Below are 18,704 nucleotides of genomic sequence, written 5' to 3'. Positions count from 1 at the left end.
GGGGGACGGGGGGCATGGCGGGGTGGAGCCTACCCGGGTTCCCCTCCCGGACGGTCGAGTGGCGGACCTGGGCCCCGGTGTGGGGAACCTTCGCGCTTGCGGGGCACGGAGGCAGGGCATATCCCTGGCGGCCACGTCCCCTATGAGCCTGCTCGAAGCCATCGTCCTGGGTCTGGTCCAGGGTCTCACGGAGTTCCTGCCCATCAGCTCCACCGCGCACCTGCGCATCGCGCCGGAGCTGTTCGGCTGGCCGGATCCGGGTGCGGCGTACTCGGCCATCATCCAGCTGGGCACGGTGGCCGCGGTGCTCATCTACTTCCGCAAGGACATCGTCGCGCTGGTGAAGGCGTTCGTCGTGGGGCTGGTGAAGCGGGACCCGTTCGGCACGCTGGAGGCGCGGCTCGCGTGGTTCGTGGGCGTGGGCACGCTGCCCATCGGCATCTGCGGGCTGGCGTTCAAGAAGCTCATCGAGACGCAGTTCCGTTCGCTCTACGTCATCGCGGGCAGCCTCATCGTGCTGGCGGTGGTGCTGTTCGTCGTGGAGAAGCGCGCGTCGCACCAGCGCACCCTGGCGGACATGACGTGGAAGGACGGCATCCTCATCGGCCTGTGGCAGGCGCTGGCGCTGGTGCCGGGCTCGTCCCGGTCCGGCACGACGCTCACGGGCGGCCTGTCGCTGGGGCTCAAGCGCGAGGACGCGGCGCGCTACTCGTTCCTGTTGTCCATTCCGGCGACGACGCTGGCGGGCATCTTCGAATTGAAGCACCTGCTGGAGGCCACGCAGCGCCCGTCGACGGTGGCCCTGGTGGTGGGGACGCTGGTGGCCTTCCTGTCGGGCATGGCGGCCATCGCATGGCTGTTGAGCTTCCTGAAGCGGCGCACCACCCTGGTGTTCGTGGTGTACCGCATCGCGCTGGGCGTGCTGCTGCTGGGGCTGTTGCAGGCGAACATCCTCAAGCCGATGTCCGGCGTGGAGAACCTGGCGACGCCGGAGGCGCCGACGAAGCCGCCGGTGGAGAAGCAGATCACGGACTGAGGAAGGGGGAGGTTGTGCGCGTGCAGGCCCTGTTCGATGCGCTGGAGACGCGGCTGACAGCGAGGCCCGCGCGGACCTTCGAGTGGAAGGGCCGGGCGCTGCGAGAGGCCGCGGTGCTGGTGCCCCTCTTCGAGCGGGACGGCGTGCCCCACATGGTCTTCACCCGGAGGCCCGCCACCCTGCGCACGCACGCGGGGCAGTACGCGTTCCCGGGCGGAGGCCAGGAGGCGCGGGACGTCACGCCGCTGGAGACGGCGCTGCGCGAGACGGAGGAGGAGCTGGGCATCCCGCGCGCGCACGTGCGCGTGCTGGGCCTGCTGGACGAGACGCCCACCACGTCCGCGTACCGCATCCGCCCCTACGTGGGCGTCATCCCGGGGGACGGGAAGTACGTGCCCAATCCGGTCGAGGTGGACCTGGTGCTGGAGGTGCCGCTGGTGCGCCTGCTGGACCCCGCCATCCTCCGGGTGGAGCGGCACATGTGGGAGGGGATTGAGCACGACGTGCACTTCTACACGCACGGTGAGCACGTCATCTGGGGCGCCACGGGGCGCATCCTGCGCAACTTCCTGCAGTTCGTGGTGGACGTGCCGGGCAGCCAGGACCTGCTGGACGCTCCCCTGCCTGCTGACCGCTGAGCCCCAGGGCCCGTGCTGGCGGGCGGCCGTGGCGGAAGGCGCCTTGTCGCCCTGGAGGGCCGGTCCCACGTTGAGGGGACACCCTTCGAAAGGGAGCGACGTGGACGGTGGCAATGGGTCCGGGGCCATGGAGGTGAGAGAGGCCGCGCTGGTGGCGCTGGGAGAGGTCCTGCGCGCCAGGGGGTACACCTTCACGACGGTGACTCCGGAGACGCACCGGCGGGTGAACGCGCGGCCGGGGGCGAAGCTGGCCTATTCGGTCCGGGACGTGTTCGGGTGGAGCCGTCCCTTCGGGCCGGGCGTGCTGGAGCCTCGGATGGTGGCGCTGCTGGAGGAGGCGGGCGCGCTGGTGGACTGCAAGGACGGGACGCACCGGAGCCGGGTGCGGTTCTCCAGTCTGGGCGCGGGGCTGTATGTCCATTCCGCGTGGCCCACGTCGGAGCAGGACGCGGTGTTCTTCGGGCCGGACACCTACCGGTTCTGCGCGTTGCTCCAGCGGGTGCCGGGCAGTTTCCGGCGCGTGGTGGACCTGGGGTGTGGCTCCGGAGCCGGTGGCCTGTCGGTGGCGGGGCGGAGCGCGGCGGTGGTGCTCGCGGATTTGAACCCGTTGGCGCTGGAGTACTCGCGGGTGAACGCGAGGCTGAACGGCGCGCATGGGGTGCAGGCGGTGCATTCGGACCTGCTGCGGGACGTGTCCGGCCGGTTCGACCTGATCATGGCGAATCCGCCGTACCTGGCGGACACGGACAGGCGCACGTACCGGGATGGCGGCGGCACGCATGGCACGGAGCTGTCGGTGCGCATCGTGCGTGAAAGCGCGGAGCGCCTGGAGCCGGGGGGCACGCTGGTGCTCTACACAGGGGCGCCGGTGGTGGACGGCGAGGACCTGCTGCGAACGGCGCTGGAGCCGGTGTGGCGGAAAGCGCCGCTCGCGGAGGTTCGCTACGAGGAGCTGGACCCGGACGTGTTCGGCGAGGAGCTGGAGAAGGAGCCGTACGCAGGTGTGGAGCGCATCGCGCTGGTGGCGCTGGTGGCGCGGCGGGGCTGATACGGAGCCTCAAGCCTCCATGAGGCTGGCACGGCGCGTGGGCTCAGGACCGCCGCCCCTTCGACTGGTGTGGTTGCTTCTTTCTCGGAGATTCATCACGCACTTCATGACGGATCCCGGGTTTGGGTGACTCTCCAAGTTCGGACTCGAGTCGTTCGATGCTCGGGAGGCTGCTTTCGAGGCGTACCGGCAGGGCCTGCACGAGCTGGTATTCAGCCACGCCCATTGGCTTGTTCGTGTCGCGCAAGGCGTACTCGGCGATGACGCGGCTCTTGGTCTTGCAGAGAAGGAGTCCGATGCTGGGTCCATCGTGCTCACCGCGCATCTTCGCGTCGACGGCGCTCAAATAGAAATTGAGCTTGCCAGTGTGCTCGGGTTCGAACTCGCCTGCCTTGAGCTCGACGACAACGTAGCAGCGGAGTCGCAGGTGATAGAAGAGCAGGTCGAGATAGAAGTCCCGGCCATCGACCTCGAGATGGACCTGGCGACCGACATACGCGAAGCCCGCGCCGAGCTCGATCAGGAATCGCGAGATGTGCGTGACGAGGGCATCCTCAAGCTCGCGTTCATTCGCATCGGCGCCAATCGTGAGGAAGTCGAAATGGTACGGATCCTTCAGGCTCTCGCGCGCCAGGTCCGATTTGGGTTCGGGCAGCCGTTCCGCGAAATTGGTGACGGCCTTGCCTTCGCGCTCAAACGAGCGTTGTTCGATGTGCAGCGTGAGTACAGCACGTGACCAACCGTGCTCGACGGCACGTGCCGCGTATGCAAGGCGTGCTTTTGTCGTCTTGAGTTTGGTGAGCAGTACGAGGTTGTGCCCCCAGGGCAATTGTCCAACAGGCTGTTGGACGATTGCAGCCTCGTCCGGCCAGGCCTCCGCGAAGGCTCGCATGTACATCAGATTTGCACGGGAGAACCCCTTCATCTCAGGGAAGGCGGTGCGCAAATCCGCGGAGACGCGCTCCACGATCCCTGTGCCCCACCCCGCTCGCCGCTGCCGCACGAGGATGTCGCGACCAATCCACCAGTAGAGCGCGAGGAGCTCGCGGTTCACTGCCAGAGCCGCACGTTGTTGTGCTGCGTGAATGCGCGCCTTCACGTCGGCGAGCCATGCCGCGTAACCCGAGGGCGTGGGGATGAGAGAGACAGGTGTTTTCCCCGGAGCCTTTTTCGTGGGCTTTGGGGGCGTGCGCAGGAGGCGCCGGGTTTTCGTACGCAAGGTCATGGCAAGAGGTCGCCGTCCGCACGGAGCATTTGAAACGGACGCTTCTCTTTGCTCCGTGAGCGCACGGCTCCATGGATGACGGTACTGCAAGGGCGCTGCCCCGGAAATGGCGGCGTCTGGCTCAGGGCTGACGGCTCACGTCGCAGCGACCGGTGGCCTGCCTCGCGAGGTCTTCCGCCACGGTGCGCAGCAGGCTCCCCAGGACGGGTGTGCCGGAGGATGAGGCCTCACCCTGGGTGAGCCAGCGCGCCATGCGGCCCAGGCTCGCGGCTGTCACGACCTGGAGCCGCACCTCCACCTGCACGACGAAGTGCTCGTCCGCTCCGGGCCTTGTGTCCAGCGTCCAGGCCACCCGCTCCAGCTCCAGCGTGCCCACGCCTCCCGTCAGCTCGCGTCCGTCCAGCCGGTAGCCGTCGCGGGTGAACGCGAGCACCTGGGTCACTCGAGCGCTGTCCAGGTGCGCGTCGAACCAGAAGGAGCGGCGCCGCCAGAACGTCAGCTCCACCTCCAGCTTCCCCGCGAGCCCCAGCCGCACCAGCCGGTCCAGCTCCGGGGAGATGAAGGCGCGGGCCTCCGGCCGGACCATCACGCGCTTGCCAGAGAGCGTCGCGGTGCAGGCGGCGGACGCCTCTTCCGCGTGTGCTCCGGACGCGAGCAGGCCCGCCGCGACGACGAGCGCCGCGCCTTGCCTGCTCTTCGTGGCGTGCCTTCCCATGGCTCAGAAGGTCCGGTTGAACAGCAGGCGCGCCTCGGGCTCGAGCCGGGCTTTCTCGTCGATGCGCCAGGCGGCCTCGAAGCGCAGGGTGTCACCGAGGTGGAGGCTGCCTCCCAGGCTCAACTTCGCGTCCGACCACGCGCTCGCGGCGTGCACCGAACCCAGGTCCGCGAAGACGCCCAGGCAGTCCCAGCGGTACTCGGCGCTCGCGAGCACCGAGCTGTCTCCACCCCGGAACTCCTTGAAGCCGAAGCCTCGCAGCGCGCTCCAGCCTCCCAGCGCCTCCTGCTTCTGGAGCGGCAGGTCGTGGCCCGTCGCGGCCCGCAGGCGCAGGTACAATCGGGTGTCCCACTTCATGGGCAGGTCCAGGGCCACGTCGCCCACCAGCTTCCAGAAGCGCGCATCCGCGCCGTCCGCGCCCGGGCCCTCGCCCACCTCCAGCGTCACGAAGCCGCGCAGCCTGGATTCGCGCCTCCAGCTCTCATGATGCTTGAAGAGGGATGTCTCCGGCGTGCGGAAGAGCGAGCCCACGCGCGTGTCGCGCCCCGCGGTTTCGCTGTACTCCAGCCGCACCACCGCTGAGCGGAAGCGCCCCTCGTTCACCGGCGAGTTCGGGAACGGCGGGTCGTCGCTCCGGAAGAGGCTGAGCGGCGGCGTGAACGACTGGAGCGAGCTCTCCGTGTCACCGCGCACCTCCACGCCCGCGAGCCACGAATCCGCCCAGCGCCAGGTGGCGAAGGCCGTGAAGCCCTGACGGCGGAAGTAGTCCCGGTCCGGCCGGTTGATGAGGAACGAATAGAAGTACGAGTCGAAGTCCCCCAGCCGCCAGCGGTCCAGCGTGTCGATGAAGTCGTGCACCTGCGCGCCGAGCTCCTCGAGGCCCAGCGCGGGCAGCTGCACCTTCGCGCCGCCCAGCAGGTTGACGTGGCGCTGCTGGCGCGTGCCCTCCGGATCGTCCGGGATGCGCTGCCCGCCCAGCCGCAGGGGGATGAAGAAGGCCCCCTCCAGCGTCGTGTGCACGCGGTCCCGGGAGTCGAAGATGCGCAGGCTCGCCTTGAGCCCTGGAGCGAAGCCTGTCACCTGCGTGTGCACGGGCAGCAGGTCCACGTCCAGGTCCGGAGGACGCGGGCGCACGTGCACGAGCAGCCGCTTGCCCTCCAGCGTGAGGCCGTCGCTCCCGGCGTCGCGCCCTCCGCCGAACATCCGGTCCCAGCCCAGCTCGAACTCCACGCGCTCGCGGCGCCGCGACTTGCGACGGGTCTCCTCCTGCGTGCGGTAGTGCCGCGTGCCGTCGGACTCGCGCTCCTCGACGATGCGCACGCTCGTGCGTTCGTCCTGGAGATCCTCGCTGTCCACCGCGCGCAGGAAGGGCAGCCGCGACTCCATGCGCTCCATGGCGCGGCGGGCATCACTGCGGAGGAAGACGTCACCGGGCTCCAGGCCCAGGGCTTCCCGCACGCGCGTGGCCATCGCGTCGTCCACGCCGCGCACCTCCACGGACTCCAGCTGGCCTTCGTCCACCGTCACGACCAGCCGGCCCTCGGGAGACAGCGTCGCGGACACCGTCGCGAGCAGGTAGCCGTCGTCCTCGCGGAGGGTTTTGAGGACGCGGTCGAGCGCGGCGTCCAGGCCTCCCAGCATGATGCCGGGGCGGAACGCTCCCTCCTCCTGTCGCGCCAGCCACGAAAGGGGCGGGCGCGGCGCGGGGCAGGGGCTGACGACCCGCAGGGTCCCGTGGCGTCTGTGGACGCGCAGCGTGGTGACCTCGTCCTCCTCATCGTCCGCGTCGGAGGTCGGGGAGGACCGTTCGAACAGCGCTCCCCAGAGCTCGTCGGGCCGGAGGTCCTGAAGGCCTTCGAACTCCACCGACGTGAGCGTGGGGTTCTCCTGCAAGGTCACTTCGAGCAGGGCCGGACCCTGCTCACTGACGCGAACGCGGGGCTCCACGCGAGCGAAGAGGCCGGTGCGTGCCAGGCGATGCAGCAGGGACTGCACCTGGGGCGCGGTCAGGGGGCGCGAGTCCTCCGGGGGAGGCGCACCCACGAGCTTGCGAACCTGGGGATCCGTGAGGCGCTGGAGCCCGCGAAACTCCAGGCCCGTGGGCGTGAGCCCCCGGCCATCGACCTCGACCTGGAGGGCCCCGAGCACCGTGGCGTCCGGGAGGTCGCCATCCTCCTCGCTGAAGCCCTCCGGGCACGTCGGGTAGCTCCAGCCCTCCGAGGCGGCTTCGCCTTCCGGGGGGGCGGTGGACGGGGAGATGGCCACGGACGCGTCGGGGGGACCGGCATCCGGTGAGGGTTGGCCCAGGGCCGTGAGCGAGACGAAGCAGAGCGCCAATGCGAGACGGTTCATGGAAGGCGGCAGGAGCATGCTCCGTTCCAGGCGGGGCCTTACGGCAAGTGCCCGGAACGACGGAGGGCGAGCAGACGGGCGGATGTCATGGACACATCCGGATGTATCGGGTGGTTGTGGCCGTGACATCGCGGGTCACGAGGTGACGGGCAGGCCCAGGGCCTTGATGCGCCGGTAGAGGTTGCCGCGGTCCACCTGGAGGATGCGCGCGGCCCCGGCGATGCTTTCGCCCTCGCGGAGCGCGGCGCGGATGAGGTCCCGCTCGAAGTCCTCCACGTGCTCGCGGTAGCTCTTGTCTCCCAGCGTCCTGCGCGGCGTGGGCGCGGCGCCTGTTGGAGCCGACACCGCGTCCGGCCCCAGCTCCAGCGGACCGTCGCCCCGGAGCAGGTTCAGGCGTTCGATGACGTTGCGCAGCTCGCGCACGTTGCCGGGCCACGCGTACGCACGCAGCGCGGCCTCCGCTCCCGGCGCGAGCACGAGCGGCGTCTTGGGACCCGCGAGCTCCGCCGCGAAGACGCGCGCGAGGGGCAGCAGGTCCTCGGGGCGCTCGCGCAGCGGCGGCAGGTGCAGCGGCAGCACGTTGAGCCGGAAGAAGAGGTCCTGCCGGAAGCGGCCCTCCTTCACCGCACGGCCCAGGTCCTGGTGCGTGGCCGCGAGGATGCGCACGTCCACCGGCACCGGCAGCGTGCCGCCCAGCCGTTCCACCTGACGTGTCTCCAGGACTCGCAGCAGCTTGGCCTGGAGCTCCAGCGGCATGTCCCCCAGTTCGTCCAGGAACAGCGTGCCGCCCTGCGCCTGTTCGAAGCGGCCCGCGCGCCGCGCCACCGCGCCGGAGAAGGCGCCCCGTTCGTGGCCGAAGAGTTCGCTCTCCAGCAGCGTGGAGGGAATGGCCGCGCAGTTGACCGCCACCAGCCGGCCCTTGCGCCCGGAGGCCTTGTGCAGCGCCTGCGCCACGCGCTCCTTGCCGGTGCCCGTCTCGCCGGTGATCAGCACCGCCGTGTCGCTGGGCCCCACCCGCGCGATGAGCTGGCGCAGGGACTCCATGGCAGGGCTCTCGCCCACCAGGTTCCCCGGCTGGGCCAGCGCGTCCAGCAGGCGCTCGCGCTCCTCGCGCAGCGCGCCCAGGGCCAGCGCGTTGTGCAGCGCCGTGAGGAGCCGCTCGGGGGACGGAGGCTTCTCCACGAAGTCCGTGGCCCCCAGCTTCAGGGCCTGCACGGCTTCGGATGGCGAGGCCTCTCCGGACAGGACCACCACGGGGACGGGCAGTGGCTTGGGCAGACGCGCCAGCAGCTCCAGCCCTGTCTCGCCCGGCATGCGCAGGTCCAGCAGCATCAGCGCGGGGGGCGCGTCTGGCGCTTCGAGCAGACGCGAGGCCTCCGCCGTGGAGCGCGCCTCCACGGGGGTGAAGCCTCCGTCCTGGAGCAATCCACGCACGGCCCGCAGGACGCCGGGGTCGTCGTCGACGATGAGGATGCGGGCTCCGGTCTTCATGCGGTCACCTGGGAGGCGTCGGAAGGCAGCACCACCTGGGCCCGGGTTCCCCCCTGGGGGCCCGGCTCCAATCTCAAGGTGCCGCCGTGCTCGTGGGCGATCTTCTGCGCGATGGGCAGGCCCAGCCCGCTGCCGCCGGGCTTGGTGCTGAACAGGCCTCGGGTGAGGACAGGGCCCTCCAACACGCTCGGGACGCCGCTGCCTCCGTCGCTCACGGTGACGTGCACGCGGCCGTCCGCTGCTTCGTGTAACGCGACGTGGACGGGTGGGGCGTCCGGTGGAGAGGCCTCGGTGGCGTTCTTCACCAGGTTGCCGAAGAGGCGGCGCAGGCCATCCGGGTCCGCGCGCAGCGACACTTCTTCGCCGGGGGCCAGCACCACGGGGACCGGCGAAGTGCCCGAGTACAGCGCGCACACCTCCGCGAGCAGCGGACGCAGCGCGACATCCTGGAAGCGGGGGGCGGGCAGGCGCGCGAAGGTGGAGAAGCTCTGGGTCATGCGCATGAGCAGGTCCACCTCCTCCTGGAGGAGCGCCACCGCTTCGGCGAGGCGCGTCGGGTCTGGCAGGGTGCCGGCATCCCGAGGGGACAGACGCGCGAGCGACAGCCTCATTGCGGTCAGGGGGTTCTTCAGCTCGTGGGCAAGCGCCCGTGCCACGTCCTGCCACGCGGCGATCTGCTCGGCGGCCTTGAGGTGTTCGCGCTGGTCCAGCAGCTCCTGGCCCATGCGGTTGAACTGGCCCAGGAGGAACTGGAGCTCGTCGCGAGCGGGCTCGGGGACGGGGAGGCGGACGGACAGGTCGCCGCGCGAGTAGGCCCGCATGCCTTCCAGGAGCGTGGCCATGGGGCGCGTGAGGACCCGGCCCAGGAGCACGGCGGACACGGCCAGCACGACCGCGGCGATGACGCCCACCCCGGCGATGAACACGGGCACGCGGCGCACCAGGGCCCGCCGCGCCAGCTCCGCCTGCGCCAGGTTCAACCGGGCCTCGTCGAGCGCATCCGGCGGCAGTCCCCGGCGGCTCAGCTCATCGGAGACGTTGTCGAGCACGGCCTCCACGGGCGCGATGGAGATGGAGAGCACGCGCTCCAGCACGCCCTGGGCGAGGGCGCCCAGCAACGCCAGTGGGATGAGGCCCGCGAGCAGCATCACGGCCAGCAGTCGCCGGCGGAAGCGGAGCGGAGGCGGAGGTGAAGCACGGCGCATGGTGGGGCGTTCATATCGCGGTGTGCATCATTCGCGCTGACGGAGACTCCTGGAGGGATGCCACGGTCCATGCAGGACCGGATGTCGGAGCTCTCCATGCGCCAGAAGCCGCTCGCGTTGGCTGTCGTCTTCCTGATGGGCCTGCTGGTGGCCCGTCCCGTCCAGGCCCGGGACTCGCTCCGTGAGCGCATCGACGCGTTCGTGCGCGCGGAGCAGAAGCGGCTGGGCGTGCCGGGGCTCGCCGTGGGGGTGGTGAGCCACGGCCGGGTGGTGCTGGCGAAGGGGTATGGCTTCGCGAACCTGGAGCACCAGGTCCCGGTGGGGACGGACACGCTCTTCCAGTCGGGTTCCGTGGGGAAGATGTTCACCGCGGCCGCGCTGATGCTCCAGGTGGAGGCGGGGCGCGTGTCGTTGTCCGACAGCGTGATGAAGTACTTCCCGGATGCGCCTGGGACATGGAAGCCCATCACGGTGCGCCACCTGCTGACGCACACGTCTGGCATCAAGGACCTGGAAGGGCTGCTCGACGAGCGAAAGGACTACACGGAGCAGGAGTTCGCGGAGTTCATCTACACGCTGCCGCTGGAGTTCCCGGTGGGGCTGCGGTGGAGCTACAGCAACTCCGGCTACGTGCTGCTGGGCATCCTGGTGAACCGCGTCGCGGGCATGACGTATCAGGAGGTCCTGGGGCGCCAGGTCTTCAAGCCCGCGGGCATGAAGACGGCGCGCGGCATCAGCGAGGCGGACGTCATCCCGAACCGCGCGGCGGGCTACCAGCTGGTGGGCGGCGTGGTGAAGAACCAGCAGTGGGTGTCGCAGTCGTTGAACACGACGGGGGACGGCGCGCTCTACTTCTCGCTGAAGGACATGCTGGCCTGGGAGGAGGCGGTGGCGAAGCGGGCCCTGCTGACGCAGGACAGCTGGCGGGAGATGCTGTCACCGGCGAAGCTGAACAGCGGCGTCACCTGGCCGTATGGCTTCGGGTGGGAGGTGCTGGAGCGCAACGGCCAGCCGCTGCACCAGCACACGGGGGCGTGGCAGGGCTTCCGCACGGCCTACTCACGCTTCCTGGGGGACGGGTTGTCCATCGTGGTGCTGGCGAACATGGACAGGTCGAACCCGATGGCGTTCGTGGAGGGCATCGCGGCCATCGTGAACCCAGCGCTCGCGGTGTCACCGCTCAAGCCCATTCCGGACACGGAGCCGGAGGTGACGGCGCGGCTCACGGAGCTGTTGGAGAAGACGCGGCAGGGAGCCTGGGAGCCGTCGATGTTCGCCTACGTGCCGGCCAGGTACTTCGAGGAGGCGGGTCCGCACTTCAAGTCCGTGTTGCAGGGGCTGGGACCGGCGGGCCCGCTGGTGCTGGCGAAGCGCGAGACGAAAGGCGACGACCGCCTCTACACGTACCTGGTGCAGTTCGGCGCCAAGACGTGGCGGTACCGCGTGGGGCTGACCACGGACAACCGGGTGACCCTGCTCACCCTCCAGGCGAACTGAAGCAGTGGGATAGGCTCGGCGGGACAGCGCGTCTCGCCGAGCCTAGGGGTAGTAGGGATAGCGCTCGATTCGCCCATCGGGCGAAATGGCATACAGCTCGAACCAGTCCATTTCGAGCCCGGTAATACCGGGGCCGAATCCAGGGCATCTGTCCACGCGGCGATTGACGCGAGCGAAGAACCAGCCCGCTTCCTGCCCGATGACGACTTCCAGGGCCTGGGCGGAAAAGGCGCACTGGCCCGTGAACTCTTTTGGAAATCGCTTCAGCGCTTCTTCCAGGGCTGCATGCGCGGCCTGGATGGCGGGCCCTTCCAATGTCGCAAGCGGTTGCAGGTCATCCGCAGGCCAGGGAATGACGGCTGGCCCGACCGGCTTCGCAGGCTGCGCCCCAGAGCACGCGGTGCCAAGTCCGAGCAAGAAGGTGGCGAGGACGCCGTATGGGCGGTGTCCGCCGGGCCGTGTCACGACTTCTTTTCCCGCGTGCGCCTGGGCGCGGCTGGCTTCTTGAGCTGTTTGGCGACCTTCTCGAACTCGGCGTCGATGGGGCGCGGTTGGGCGTCGAGAATCGAGTGATATCGGGCGTATTCCTGTTCGGCCTTCGCCTTCGCGGCCTCCGCAGACACGCTGCCGGCATGTGTCAGGAGCTGGCGCCCGGAAGCCTTCAGGAACTCATCGAGCTTCGTGATCCAATCCCGCATGGTCATCTGCTTGCGCTCAAGGGCCTGCAGCTCGGCGAACTCAATGTAGAGGCTCACGATGCGAAGCAGGACAGCGAGTTCGCTCTCCGTGAGGTAGTTCTTCGCGACGCTGGCCTCCTCCCTGCGAACGATGCCGCCAGATCGTATGCTTCGCATCCCCATGAATGGCTGGGTTGCATCCGCACGCGCATGGACGATCTCCGCCGCGGTGTGGCCGTGCGCTGCCCAATGCATCTTGTTCTGCACCGTGGCGAAAAAGCGCTGTGAGGTCTCGACCTTCGGGTCGTAGTCGACGCTGGTTGCGTAGATGTCGAGGACCTTCTGGTAGAACCGCCGCTCGGATGCGCGAATCTCCCGGATGCGTTCGAGGAGTTCGTCGAAATAGTCGCGCTGGCCTGGGCCGGGAGGGTTCTTCAACCGCTCGTCGTCCAGGGTGAAACCCTTCACCAGGTACTCGCCCAGGCGCTCCTTTGCCCACTGCCTGAACTGTGTGCCACGGTGGCTCCGCACGCGGAAACCAACGGCGAGGACGGCATCCAGGTTGTAGTGCCGCAGGGTGCGTGTGACCTGCCGACTCCCTTCCTGGCGAACTTGTAAATACGGCTTACAAGTTGCCGTCTCGTCGAGTTCCCCCTCCGCGAAGATGTCCTTCAGGTGCAGGGTGATGTTCTGGGGAGTCGTCTGGAACAGCTCCGCCATCTGCGCCTGGGTCAGCCAGAGGGTCTCGCCCTCAAAGCGGCACTGGATGCGCGCTCGCCCGTCCTCGGTCTGATAGAGGATGAGCTCGGAACTGCCGCTGGCGTCGTCGGTCATCGGGCGCCAGCGTACTCAGAACTGCAGGTACACGTACGGCCGGGTCTCCAGGGTGGACAGCTGGCGGATGCCCAGGCCCAGGAGCACCAGCACCACGGCTCTCGCGGGCGCGGGCATCTTGAGGAACACGAGCGCCGCTGTGTCGTAGAGCTTCATCGGCAGCGTGTGCGCGAGGACCGCGATGGCCAGCATGCTCCACACCAGCGGGCCCACGTTCGCCAGGCCTGGGATTCCCGCCAGCATCCGTGCGTAGAACTCACCCGCGTGCGCCATGTCCGGCGCCCGGAACACCACGCGCGTCAACACCACCAGCGTGAACGTGGCCAACATCCCAATGGCCACGCGCCCCGGGCCCGGCTCCTGCTGCTTGCCCTTGAACCACCACCAGCACCGCACCCCGCACAACGCCACGCCGTGCACCGCGCCCCAGACCGCGAAGCGCCAGTCCGCCCCGTGCCACAGGCCTCCCAGCACCATCACCATCATCAGGTTGAAGCACACCCGCGGCTTCGACCGCCGGTTGCCGCCCAGCGGGATGTACAGGTAGTCCCGCAGCCATGACGACAGGCTCATGTGCCAGCGGTTCCAGAACTCGAACAGGTTCTTCGCCAGGTACGGCCGCGCGAAGTTCTCCGGGAACTTGAACCCGAACAGCGACGCCACCCCGATCGCGATGTCCGAGTACCCCGAGAAGTCGTAGTACAGCTCCAGCGTGTACGCGACCGCCGCCACCGCGCACTCCGCCGACGAGTACGCGTGCGGACTGCCGAACACCGGATCCACGATGCCGCTGCCCAGCACGTCCGCGATGACCAGCTTCTTCACCAGCCCTACGGCAATGCGGAACAACGCCTTGTTCCCATCGTCCGACGACAGCGTGGGCACTTCCCGGAAGTGCGCCATCAGCTCCGACGCGCGGACAATCGGCCCGCTCAACACGCGCGGGAAGAACAGCATGTAGAGCAGGTGCTCCGCGAACGAGTGCTCGGAGCTCGCCTTCCCCCGGTACACGTCCACCGTGTAGCTGATGGACTGGAACACGAAGAACGACAGGCCCACCGGCAACAACAGATGGAACGGCTCCGGCCGCACCTCCACGCCCCAGGGCCCCAAGAGCGACGACACCGTCCTGCGCAACAGCTCCAGGTACTTGAAGCCCGCCAGCAGCCCCAGGTTGGAGACGATGGACAGCACCACCAACGCCTTGCGCAGCCCCGGCCGCTCCGTGGCCCCCATCCCCTTCACCAGCAGGTGATCCACCGTCACCCCGGCCAGGAAGATGAACAGCGGCACCAGCTTCACGATCAGCTCGCCGGGCGGCATCCCGCCCACGAACGCGTTCAGGGGCACCCCGAGGAACGACACGTAGACCAGCAGGCTGGCCGCCAGCAGCAACAGCATCCGCGGCCAGTAATACCGGTGCACCGCCCAGTAGAGCGCGAACACCGCGATGACGAAGATGACGTAATGGAGGCTGTGGGACAGCACGGCTCAGGGCGCTCCCGCGGCGGAGGCCGTCGGCTCGCCGCCCTTCTTCGTGGACTCGTACGCCGCCATCAGGTCCTTCACGAACGCGTTCGCCAGCACCGCGTAGCCCTGCGGCGTCAGGTGCACGCCGTCCGCGTGGCCCAGCGGCTCCGGCTGGCGCTGCCAGCGCTGCATGGAGCGCTCACCGCCCATGGCCGCGCGCGCGGACCAGTACGCGCAGCCCGCGTCCTTCGCCACCTGCGGCAGCGTGTTCAACACCTTCGCCAGCGACGGCGCCTCGTCCCACCGGCCGTTCGCGTCCCGCTGGAGCCGGTCCGTGGGCCCGATGACCAGGCACTCCGCGTTCGTCGCCTTGCGCATGCGTGAAATCAACGCCGCGTAGTCCTGGCGCAGCCCGTCCGCGTCCAGCCCCGGCAGCTCCGCCTCGTTGGTGCCGTACCAGAACACCAGCAGGTCCGGACGGCGCGCGGTCAGCTGCGCGTCCATCGCCGGCGCATCCATGTCCCGCGCCGTGAAGGCCGTGGCCCCGGGCAACCCCAGCGCGTCGTACACGAGCCCCGGCACGTCGTACTCCAACGACGCGCCCAGCACCGTCGCGCTCCCGCCACCCTCCGGCACCTTCACCTGGACCGAGTGCGCCACGCCCGTCACCGGGAACGAACGGATGCGCACCGTGGGCTGCGTCAGCGGCTCCGGCGGCGGGGCTTCCGGCGGAACCTCCTCGCCGTCCACCGTGATTTCAGGCGCCGCGGCCCCCGGCGCGTCCAGCGCGTACAGGTCCAGCCGGCCCTGGCGGTTCTTGTCCTCCGCGCAGCCTTCGCAGAAGGAGATGCCCAGGCTCGCGCCCGGCGCGCCCACCGCACGGATGCCGGTGAGCCCCCAGGGGGTTCCGGAGACGCCTCCAGGCGTGCTCTTCGCGTCCTCCACCGTCCACGCGCCGTCCAGCGTGCGCGTCACGCGCGCCGCCTCCAGCCGGGACGACGGCTTGCCCGCCGCGATGAAGCCCCGGCCCGCGTCACCGAAGCGCTTCGTCAGCGCGTCGCGGACCTTGTCGGAGAAGTAGTGCGCCGCCGTGTGCGACGCGCCCAGCTGCGCGATGCCCACGCGCAGCTTCGCGCCGGACTCCCGGCGGGCCAGGGACTCGAACGTGCGGCGCAGCGCCGGGGTCGCGTCCCGCAGGCCGGTCCTGTCCGTGCCCGGCACGCGCGGCGGATGCGTGCGCGCGAAGGTCCGCTGCAACGCCAGGTCGAACAGATGGCCCAGCAGGTTGGAGCCGCGCACGCGCGGGTGCACCAGGTCCTCCAGCATCAGGCCGGACTCCAGCCACTTGAGCGCGGAGCCCTCGCCGCCCATCGCCGCCAGCGTGTCGTAGAAGGCGCAGCCTCCCGCGCGCGCCTCCTCGCGGAACACCTCCGCCACCTCCGCCGAGTGCCGGCGGGTGATGACCTCGCCGCTCAGCGTGCGCACGCCCGCGTCGATGGGCGACATCACCAGGCACGCCGCGTCCGGCACCGCCGTGCGCACGCGCGACACCAGCTCCTTCATCTGCGAGCGGACCTCGTCCAGCGTGGTGCGGTCGCGCGAGAGGAAGAACGCCTCGTTGCCGCCCACCATCAACACCACCAGCGACGGCTTGCGGTGCTTGAGCTGCGCGCGGAACGCCTGGGGCTGCGCGCGCAGGTACACCTCCGCCATGCCGCCCAGCAGGCCCACCGTGTCGTAGACGACGCCCGGCGTGCCCGACTCCACGGAGACGCCGTGCAGCTCCGTCTTGCCGCTCGCGGTGAGCGTCAGCGTCTTGGCGCCCTCGGGAAGCTTGAGCCGGGCGAAGGCCGCCTCCGCCTTGGAACCGAACGCGCGCGTCTGGATGCGCTGCGTGTTCTTGCCGTCCACCGCCACCTGCACGGAGCCGTTCGCGGGCTGGGCCAGGAAGAACAGCTCCGCCTCGCGCGCGCCCTCCACGGAGTAGCGCGTGGACTGCGCGGGGCCGCTCGTGGAGAAGGCCACGCCCGTCCAGCCCACGCGGTCCTTGGGCCAGTGCGTGTCCACCAGCCGCTCCATCTTCCAGCCGTCCGTGCTCGCGGTGCCCGCGCGCGTGGCGCGGCCGGCGCTCGCCAGCCGGTGGATGTAGAGGAAGCCCGGACCGCCCGACCCGAAGCGCTCCTGGAGCCGGTCGCGCACCACGTCCGTGACGTAGTCGGAGGCGATCAGCGAATCACCCAGGTGCACCACCCGCACCGGCGTGCGCCGCGTGTCCGCGCGCAAATCTCCCAGCGCCTTCATGAACGGCGCCAGGCCGTCCTCTTCACACGTCCCGTCCGCGCGCGCCTTCCGGCAGTTGAGCTCGATGTCCACGTGCTTCGCGCCCATCCGCTCGCGCAGCGCTTCCAACTCCCGCGCCGTCGCCAGCGTGGGGGCGCTCAGCTCCTCCAGCCCGATGCCGGGCACGGCCGGGGCTTCCCCCACCCGCGGGCCCGCCTGCGGATCCGTGTCGTTGGCGGCGGTGTCCGCGACCGCGGCGGGCGGGGCGTCCGGGACCATCGTGTCCGAGGGCGGGCGCGGGGCCTTCACGCCGCGCAGGGACGCGGGCAGTACGATTGCCGCCAGCTTGGGCCCGAGCGGACCTTCCTGACGAAGGCTGGGGAGGGGGCGGTACTTCTCCGGCAATGGCGCCAGGGACAACCCCACCGCCAGCAGCACGGTGAAGGCCAGCGTCCATCCGGTGGATGTGGGCTTGAGGCTCAACGCCGGGGCATGAGACTGGCTTTTCGGGGGCGGGTCAAAACTCTGCCCACATTGTCGCGCCCCATCCCTCGGGGGGCAGGCGGCCGGGCCCCCTTCACATCGTCGGGCCGGATGGGAGACGCTGAAGCATGGGACAGAACTCAGACTCCTCGAAGACGCCGAACGTGGTGCTGACGAACCCGAAGGGGTTGTTCGACCCGGCGCCCTATGGCTTCTCACACGTGGCGCAGGTCGCGCCCGGCAGCCGGCTGGTCTTCCTGGCGGGGCAGGGGGGAGAGCGTGAGACGGGCGCGCTCGAGCCCGACTTCCGCCTTCAGGTGAGGCAGGCGTTCATGAACGTCCGGACGGCCCTCGAGTCCGTGGGAGCGGGCGTGGGTGACGTCGCCAAGCTCACGATGCTCGTGGTGGACCACACGGAGGAGAAGCTGCGCATCATCGGCCCTGAGCTGGACGCGGCCTGGAGCGGCGGCATGAAGCCCACCTGCACGCTGATTCCCGTCCCCCGGCTGGCACTGGACGGGATGCTCTTCGAGGTGGAGGCCATCGCGGTCCTGCCAGCCTGAGCGGCGAGCAGCCCCCTTCCTCTGCTGGCGCGACGCGCTATGGTGCGCCGCCGTGCGCGCCAGGCCATGGGCCGGCGTGCCCCTAGGAGCTCGCACCCGTATATGGCCCTCTACCCCGTCATCATGGCCGGAGGCTCCGGCACCCGCTTCTGGCCGCTGTCCCGCCAGGCCCGTCCGAAGCAGTTCCTCCCGCTGGCCTCCAAGCAGCCGCTGCTCACCGACACCGCCCAGCGCCTCAAGGGACTGGCCCCGGTGAAGAACACCTTCATCGTGTGCGGTCCCGTGCACGCGAAGACGGCCGCGAAGCTGGTGAAGGGGCTGCCCAAGGGCAACCTCCTGGTGGAGCCCGTGGCGCGCAACACCGCGCCCGCCATCGCGCTCGCCGCGCTCCAGGTGGCCGCGCGCGACCCCAAGGGCGTGCTCGCGGTGCTGCCGTCGGATCACCACGTGGGTGACGTGAAGGGCTTCCAGCGCACGCTCGCGGAGGCGGCGCGCATCGCGGAGGGCGGCCACATCGTCACGCTGGGCATCAAGCCCGCGCGCCCGGAGACGGGCTACGGCTACATCCAGGTCGGTGCCGCGCTGGACGGCGGCGGCCGCCGCGTGAAGGCGTTCAAGGAGAAGCCCGACCTCAAGACGGCGCAGGAGTACGTGGCCGGCGGCGACTACCTGTGGAACGGCGGCATCTTCGTCTTCCGCGCGGACGTGATGCTGGAGGCCTTCCAGAAGCACATGCCGGAGATGCAGAAGGGCCTGGACGCGCTCCAGAAGGCCGCGGGCAAGCGCACCTTCCCGGCCGTGCTCAAGCGCGTGTTCCCCAAGCTGCCCTCCATCTCCATCGACTACGGCGTGATGGAGAAGGCGGAGAACATCGCGGTGCTTGACGGCGACTTCGGCTGGTCCGACGTGGGCTCCTTCGCCGCCATCCCGGAAGTGCGCCCCGCGGACGCGCAGGGCAACGTCGTCTCCGGCGACGCGGTGCTGGTGGACTGCACCCACTGCGTGGTGCTGTCCGACAAGCGCACGCTGTCCGTCGTGGGCATGCACGACGTGGTGGTGGTGGACTCCGGTGACGCCGTGCTCGTGGTCCCCAAGGACAAGAGCCAGGACGTCCGGAAGGTCGTCGAGGCCCTCAAGGCCAGGAAGCGCACCAGGCTGCTGTAGGCCTGGAGGCGACTTCGCCTCCTGTT

Annotated in this window: 15 protein-coding genes; 6 read left to right on the top strand and 9 right to left on the bottom strand. The window is 69.8% G+C overall.

Annotation, left to right across the window (positions count from 1 at the left end):
• Positions 1-142: 142 nt before the first annotated feature.
• The 3 genes from D7V80_RS19170 (at position 143) to D7V80_RS19160 (ending at position 2,722) form a co-directional block, all read left to right on the top strand.
• Positions 143-1,036, top strand: coding sequence for an undecaprenyl-diphosphate phosphatase (locus D7V80_RS19170; protein ID WP_120589529.1), 894 nt, complete (start codon positions 143-145; stop codon positions 1,034-1,036).
• A 14-nt stretch (positions 1,037-1,050) separates the two neighbouring features.
• Entirely contained in the window at positions 1,051-1,674 is a 624-nt protein-coding gene (locus D7V80_RS19165; RefSeq protein WP_120589528.1) for a CoA pyrophosphatase, read from the top strand.
• A 127-nt stretch (positions 1,675-1,801) separates the two neighbouring features.
• Complete coding sequence (locus D7V80_RS19160; protein WP_120589527.1) at positions 1,802-2,722, top strand: class I SAM-dependent methyltransferase; 921 nt, start codon at positions 1,802-1,804, stop codon at positions 2,720-2,722.
• A 43-nt stretch (positions 2,723-2,765) separates the two neighbouring features.
• Here the strand turns inward: D7V80_RS19160 and D7V80_RS19155 are convergent, their stop codons facing one another.
• The 5 genes from D7V80_RS19155 to D7V80_RS19135 form a co-directional block, all read right to left on the bottom strand.
• A complete protein-coding gene (locus tag D7V80_RS19155; RefSeq protein WP_233585506.1) occupies positions 2,766-3,947 on the bottom strand; it encodes a YhcG family protein in 1,182 nt (393 codons plus the stop codon).
• Positions 3,948-4,068: 121 nt separating this feature from the next.
• Positions 4,069-4,662 (bottom strand): hypothetical protein, encoded by a 594-nt coding sequence (locus D7V80_RS19150; protein WP_120589526.1) that lies wholly within the window; start codon positions 4,660-4,662, stop codon positions 4,069-4,071.
• A gap of 3 nt (positions 4,663-4,665) precedes the next feature.
• Complete coding sequence (locus D7V80_RS19145) at positions 4,666-7,032, bottom strand: hypothetical protein (protein WP_120589525.1); 2,367 nt, start codon at positions 7,030-7,032, stop codon at positions 4,666-4,668.
• A gap of 117 nt (positions 7,033-7,149) precedes the next feature.
• A complete protein-coding gene (locus D7V80_RS19140; RefSeq protein WP_120589524.1) occupies positions 7,150-8,505 on the bottom strand; it encodes a sigma-54 dependent transcriptional regulator in 1,356 nt (451 codons plus the stop codon).
• Positions 8,502-9,710 (bottom strand): ATP-binding protein, encoded by a 1,209-nt coding sequence (locus D7V80_RS19135; protein WP_120589523.1) that lies wholly within the window; start codon positions 9,708-9,710, stop codon positions 8,502-8,504. The genes D7V80_RS19140 and D7V80_RS19135 overlap by 4 nt, the downstream gene beginning before the upstream one ends.
• 57 nt (positions 9,711-9,767) lie before the next feature.
• Between D7V80_RS19135 and D7V80_RS19130 the strand changes: the two genes are divergently transcribed.
• Positions 9,768-11,207, top strand: coding sequence for a serine hydrolase (locus D7V80_RS19130; RefSeq protein ID WP_233585504.1), 1,440 nt, complete (start codon positions 9,768-9,770; stop codon positions 11,205-11,207).
• Positions 11,208-11,249: 42 nt separating this feature from the next.
• On the opposite strand, the gene D7V80_RS42850 is transcribed toward D7V80_RS19130, so the two are convergent.
• From D7V80_RS42850 to D7V80_RS19110, 4 genes are read right to left on the bottom strand one after another with little or no spacing between them, the layout of a single operon-like run.
• Positions 11,250-11,672, bottom strand: a complete 423-nt coding sequence (locus D7V80_RS42850; protein WP_233585502.1) for a hypothetical protein — start codon at positions 11,670-11,672, stop codon at positions 11,250-11,252.
• Positions 11,669-12,718 (bottom strand): virulence RhuM family protein, encoded by a 1,050-nt coding sequence (locus tag D7V80_RS19120; RefSeq protein WP_120589521.1) that lies wholly within the window; start codon positions 12,716-12,718, stop codon positions 11,669-11,671. The genes D7V80_RS42850 and D7V80_RS19120 overlap by 4 nt, the downstream gene beginning before the upstream one ends.
• Positions 12,719-12,733: 15 nt before the next feature.
• Positions 12,734-14,206 carry an MBOAT family protein gene (locus tag D7V80_RS19115; protein WP_120589520.1) on the bottom strand — a complete coding sequence of 491 codons (1,473 nt, stop codon included), beginning with the start codon at positions 14,204-14,206 and terminating at the stop codon, positions 12,734-12,736.
• Between the two features lie 3 nt (positions 14,207-14,209).
• A complete protein-coding gene (locus D7V80_RS19110) occupies positions 14,210-16,951 on the bottom strand; it encodes a GDSL-type esterase/lipase family protein (protein WP_120589519.1) in 2,742 nt (913 codons plus the stop codon).
• 128 nt (positions 16,952-17,079) lie between these two features.
• Between D7V80_RS19110 and D7V80_RS19105 the strand changes: the two genes are divergently transcribed.
• Together D7V80_RS19105 and D7V80_RS19100 are read left to right on the top strand one after the other, a co-directional pair.
• On the top strand, positions 17,080-17,514 hold the full coding sequence (locus tag D7V80_RS19105) for a RidA family protein (protein WP_120589518.1): 435 nt from the start codon (positions 17,080-17,082) through the stop codon (positions 17,512-17,514).
• A gap of 102 nt (positions 17,515-17,616) precedes the next feature.
• Complete coding sequence (locus D7V80_RS19100) at positions 17,617-18,678, top strand: mannose-1-phosphate guanylyltransferase (RefSeq protein ID WP_120589517.1); 1,062 nt, start codon at positions 17,617-17,619, stop codon at positions 18,676-18,678.
• Positions 18,679-18,704: the final 26 nt, after the last annotated feature.

The organism is Corallococcus sp. CA054B (genome assembly GCF_003611625.1).
Classification (GTDB): Bacteria; Myxococcota; Myxococcia; order Myxococcales; family Myxococcaceae; genus Corallococcus; species Corallococcus coralloides.
Note: the sequence above shows the minus strand (reverse complement) of the source record. Positions and strands in the feature narration are given on the sequence as shown.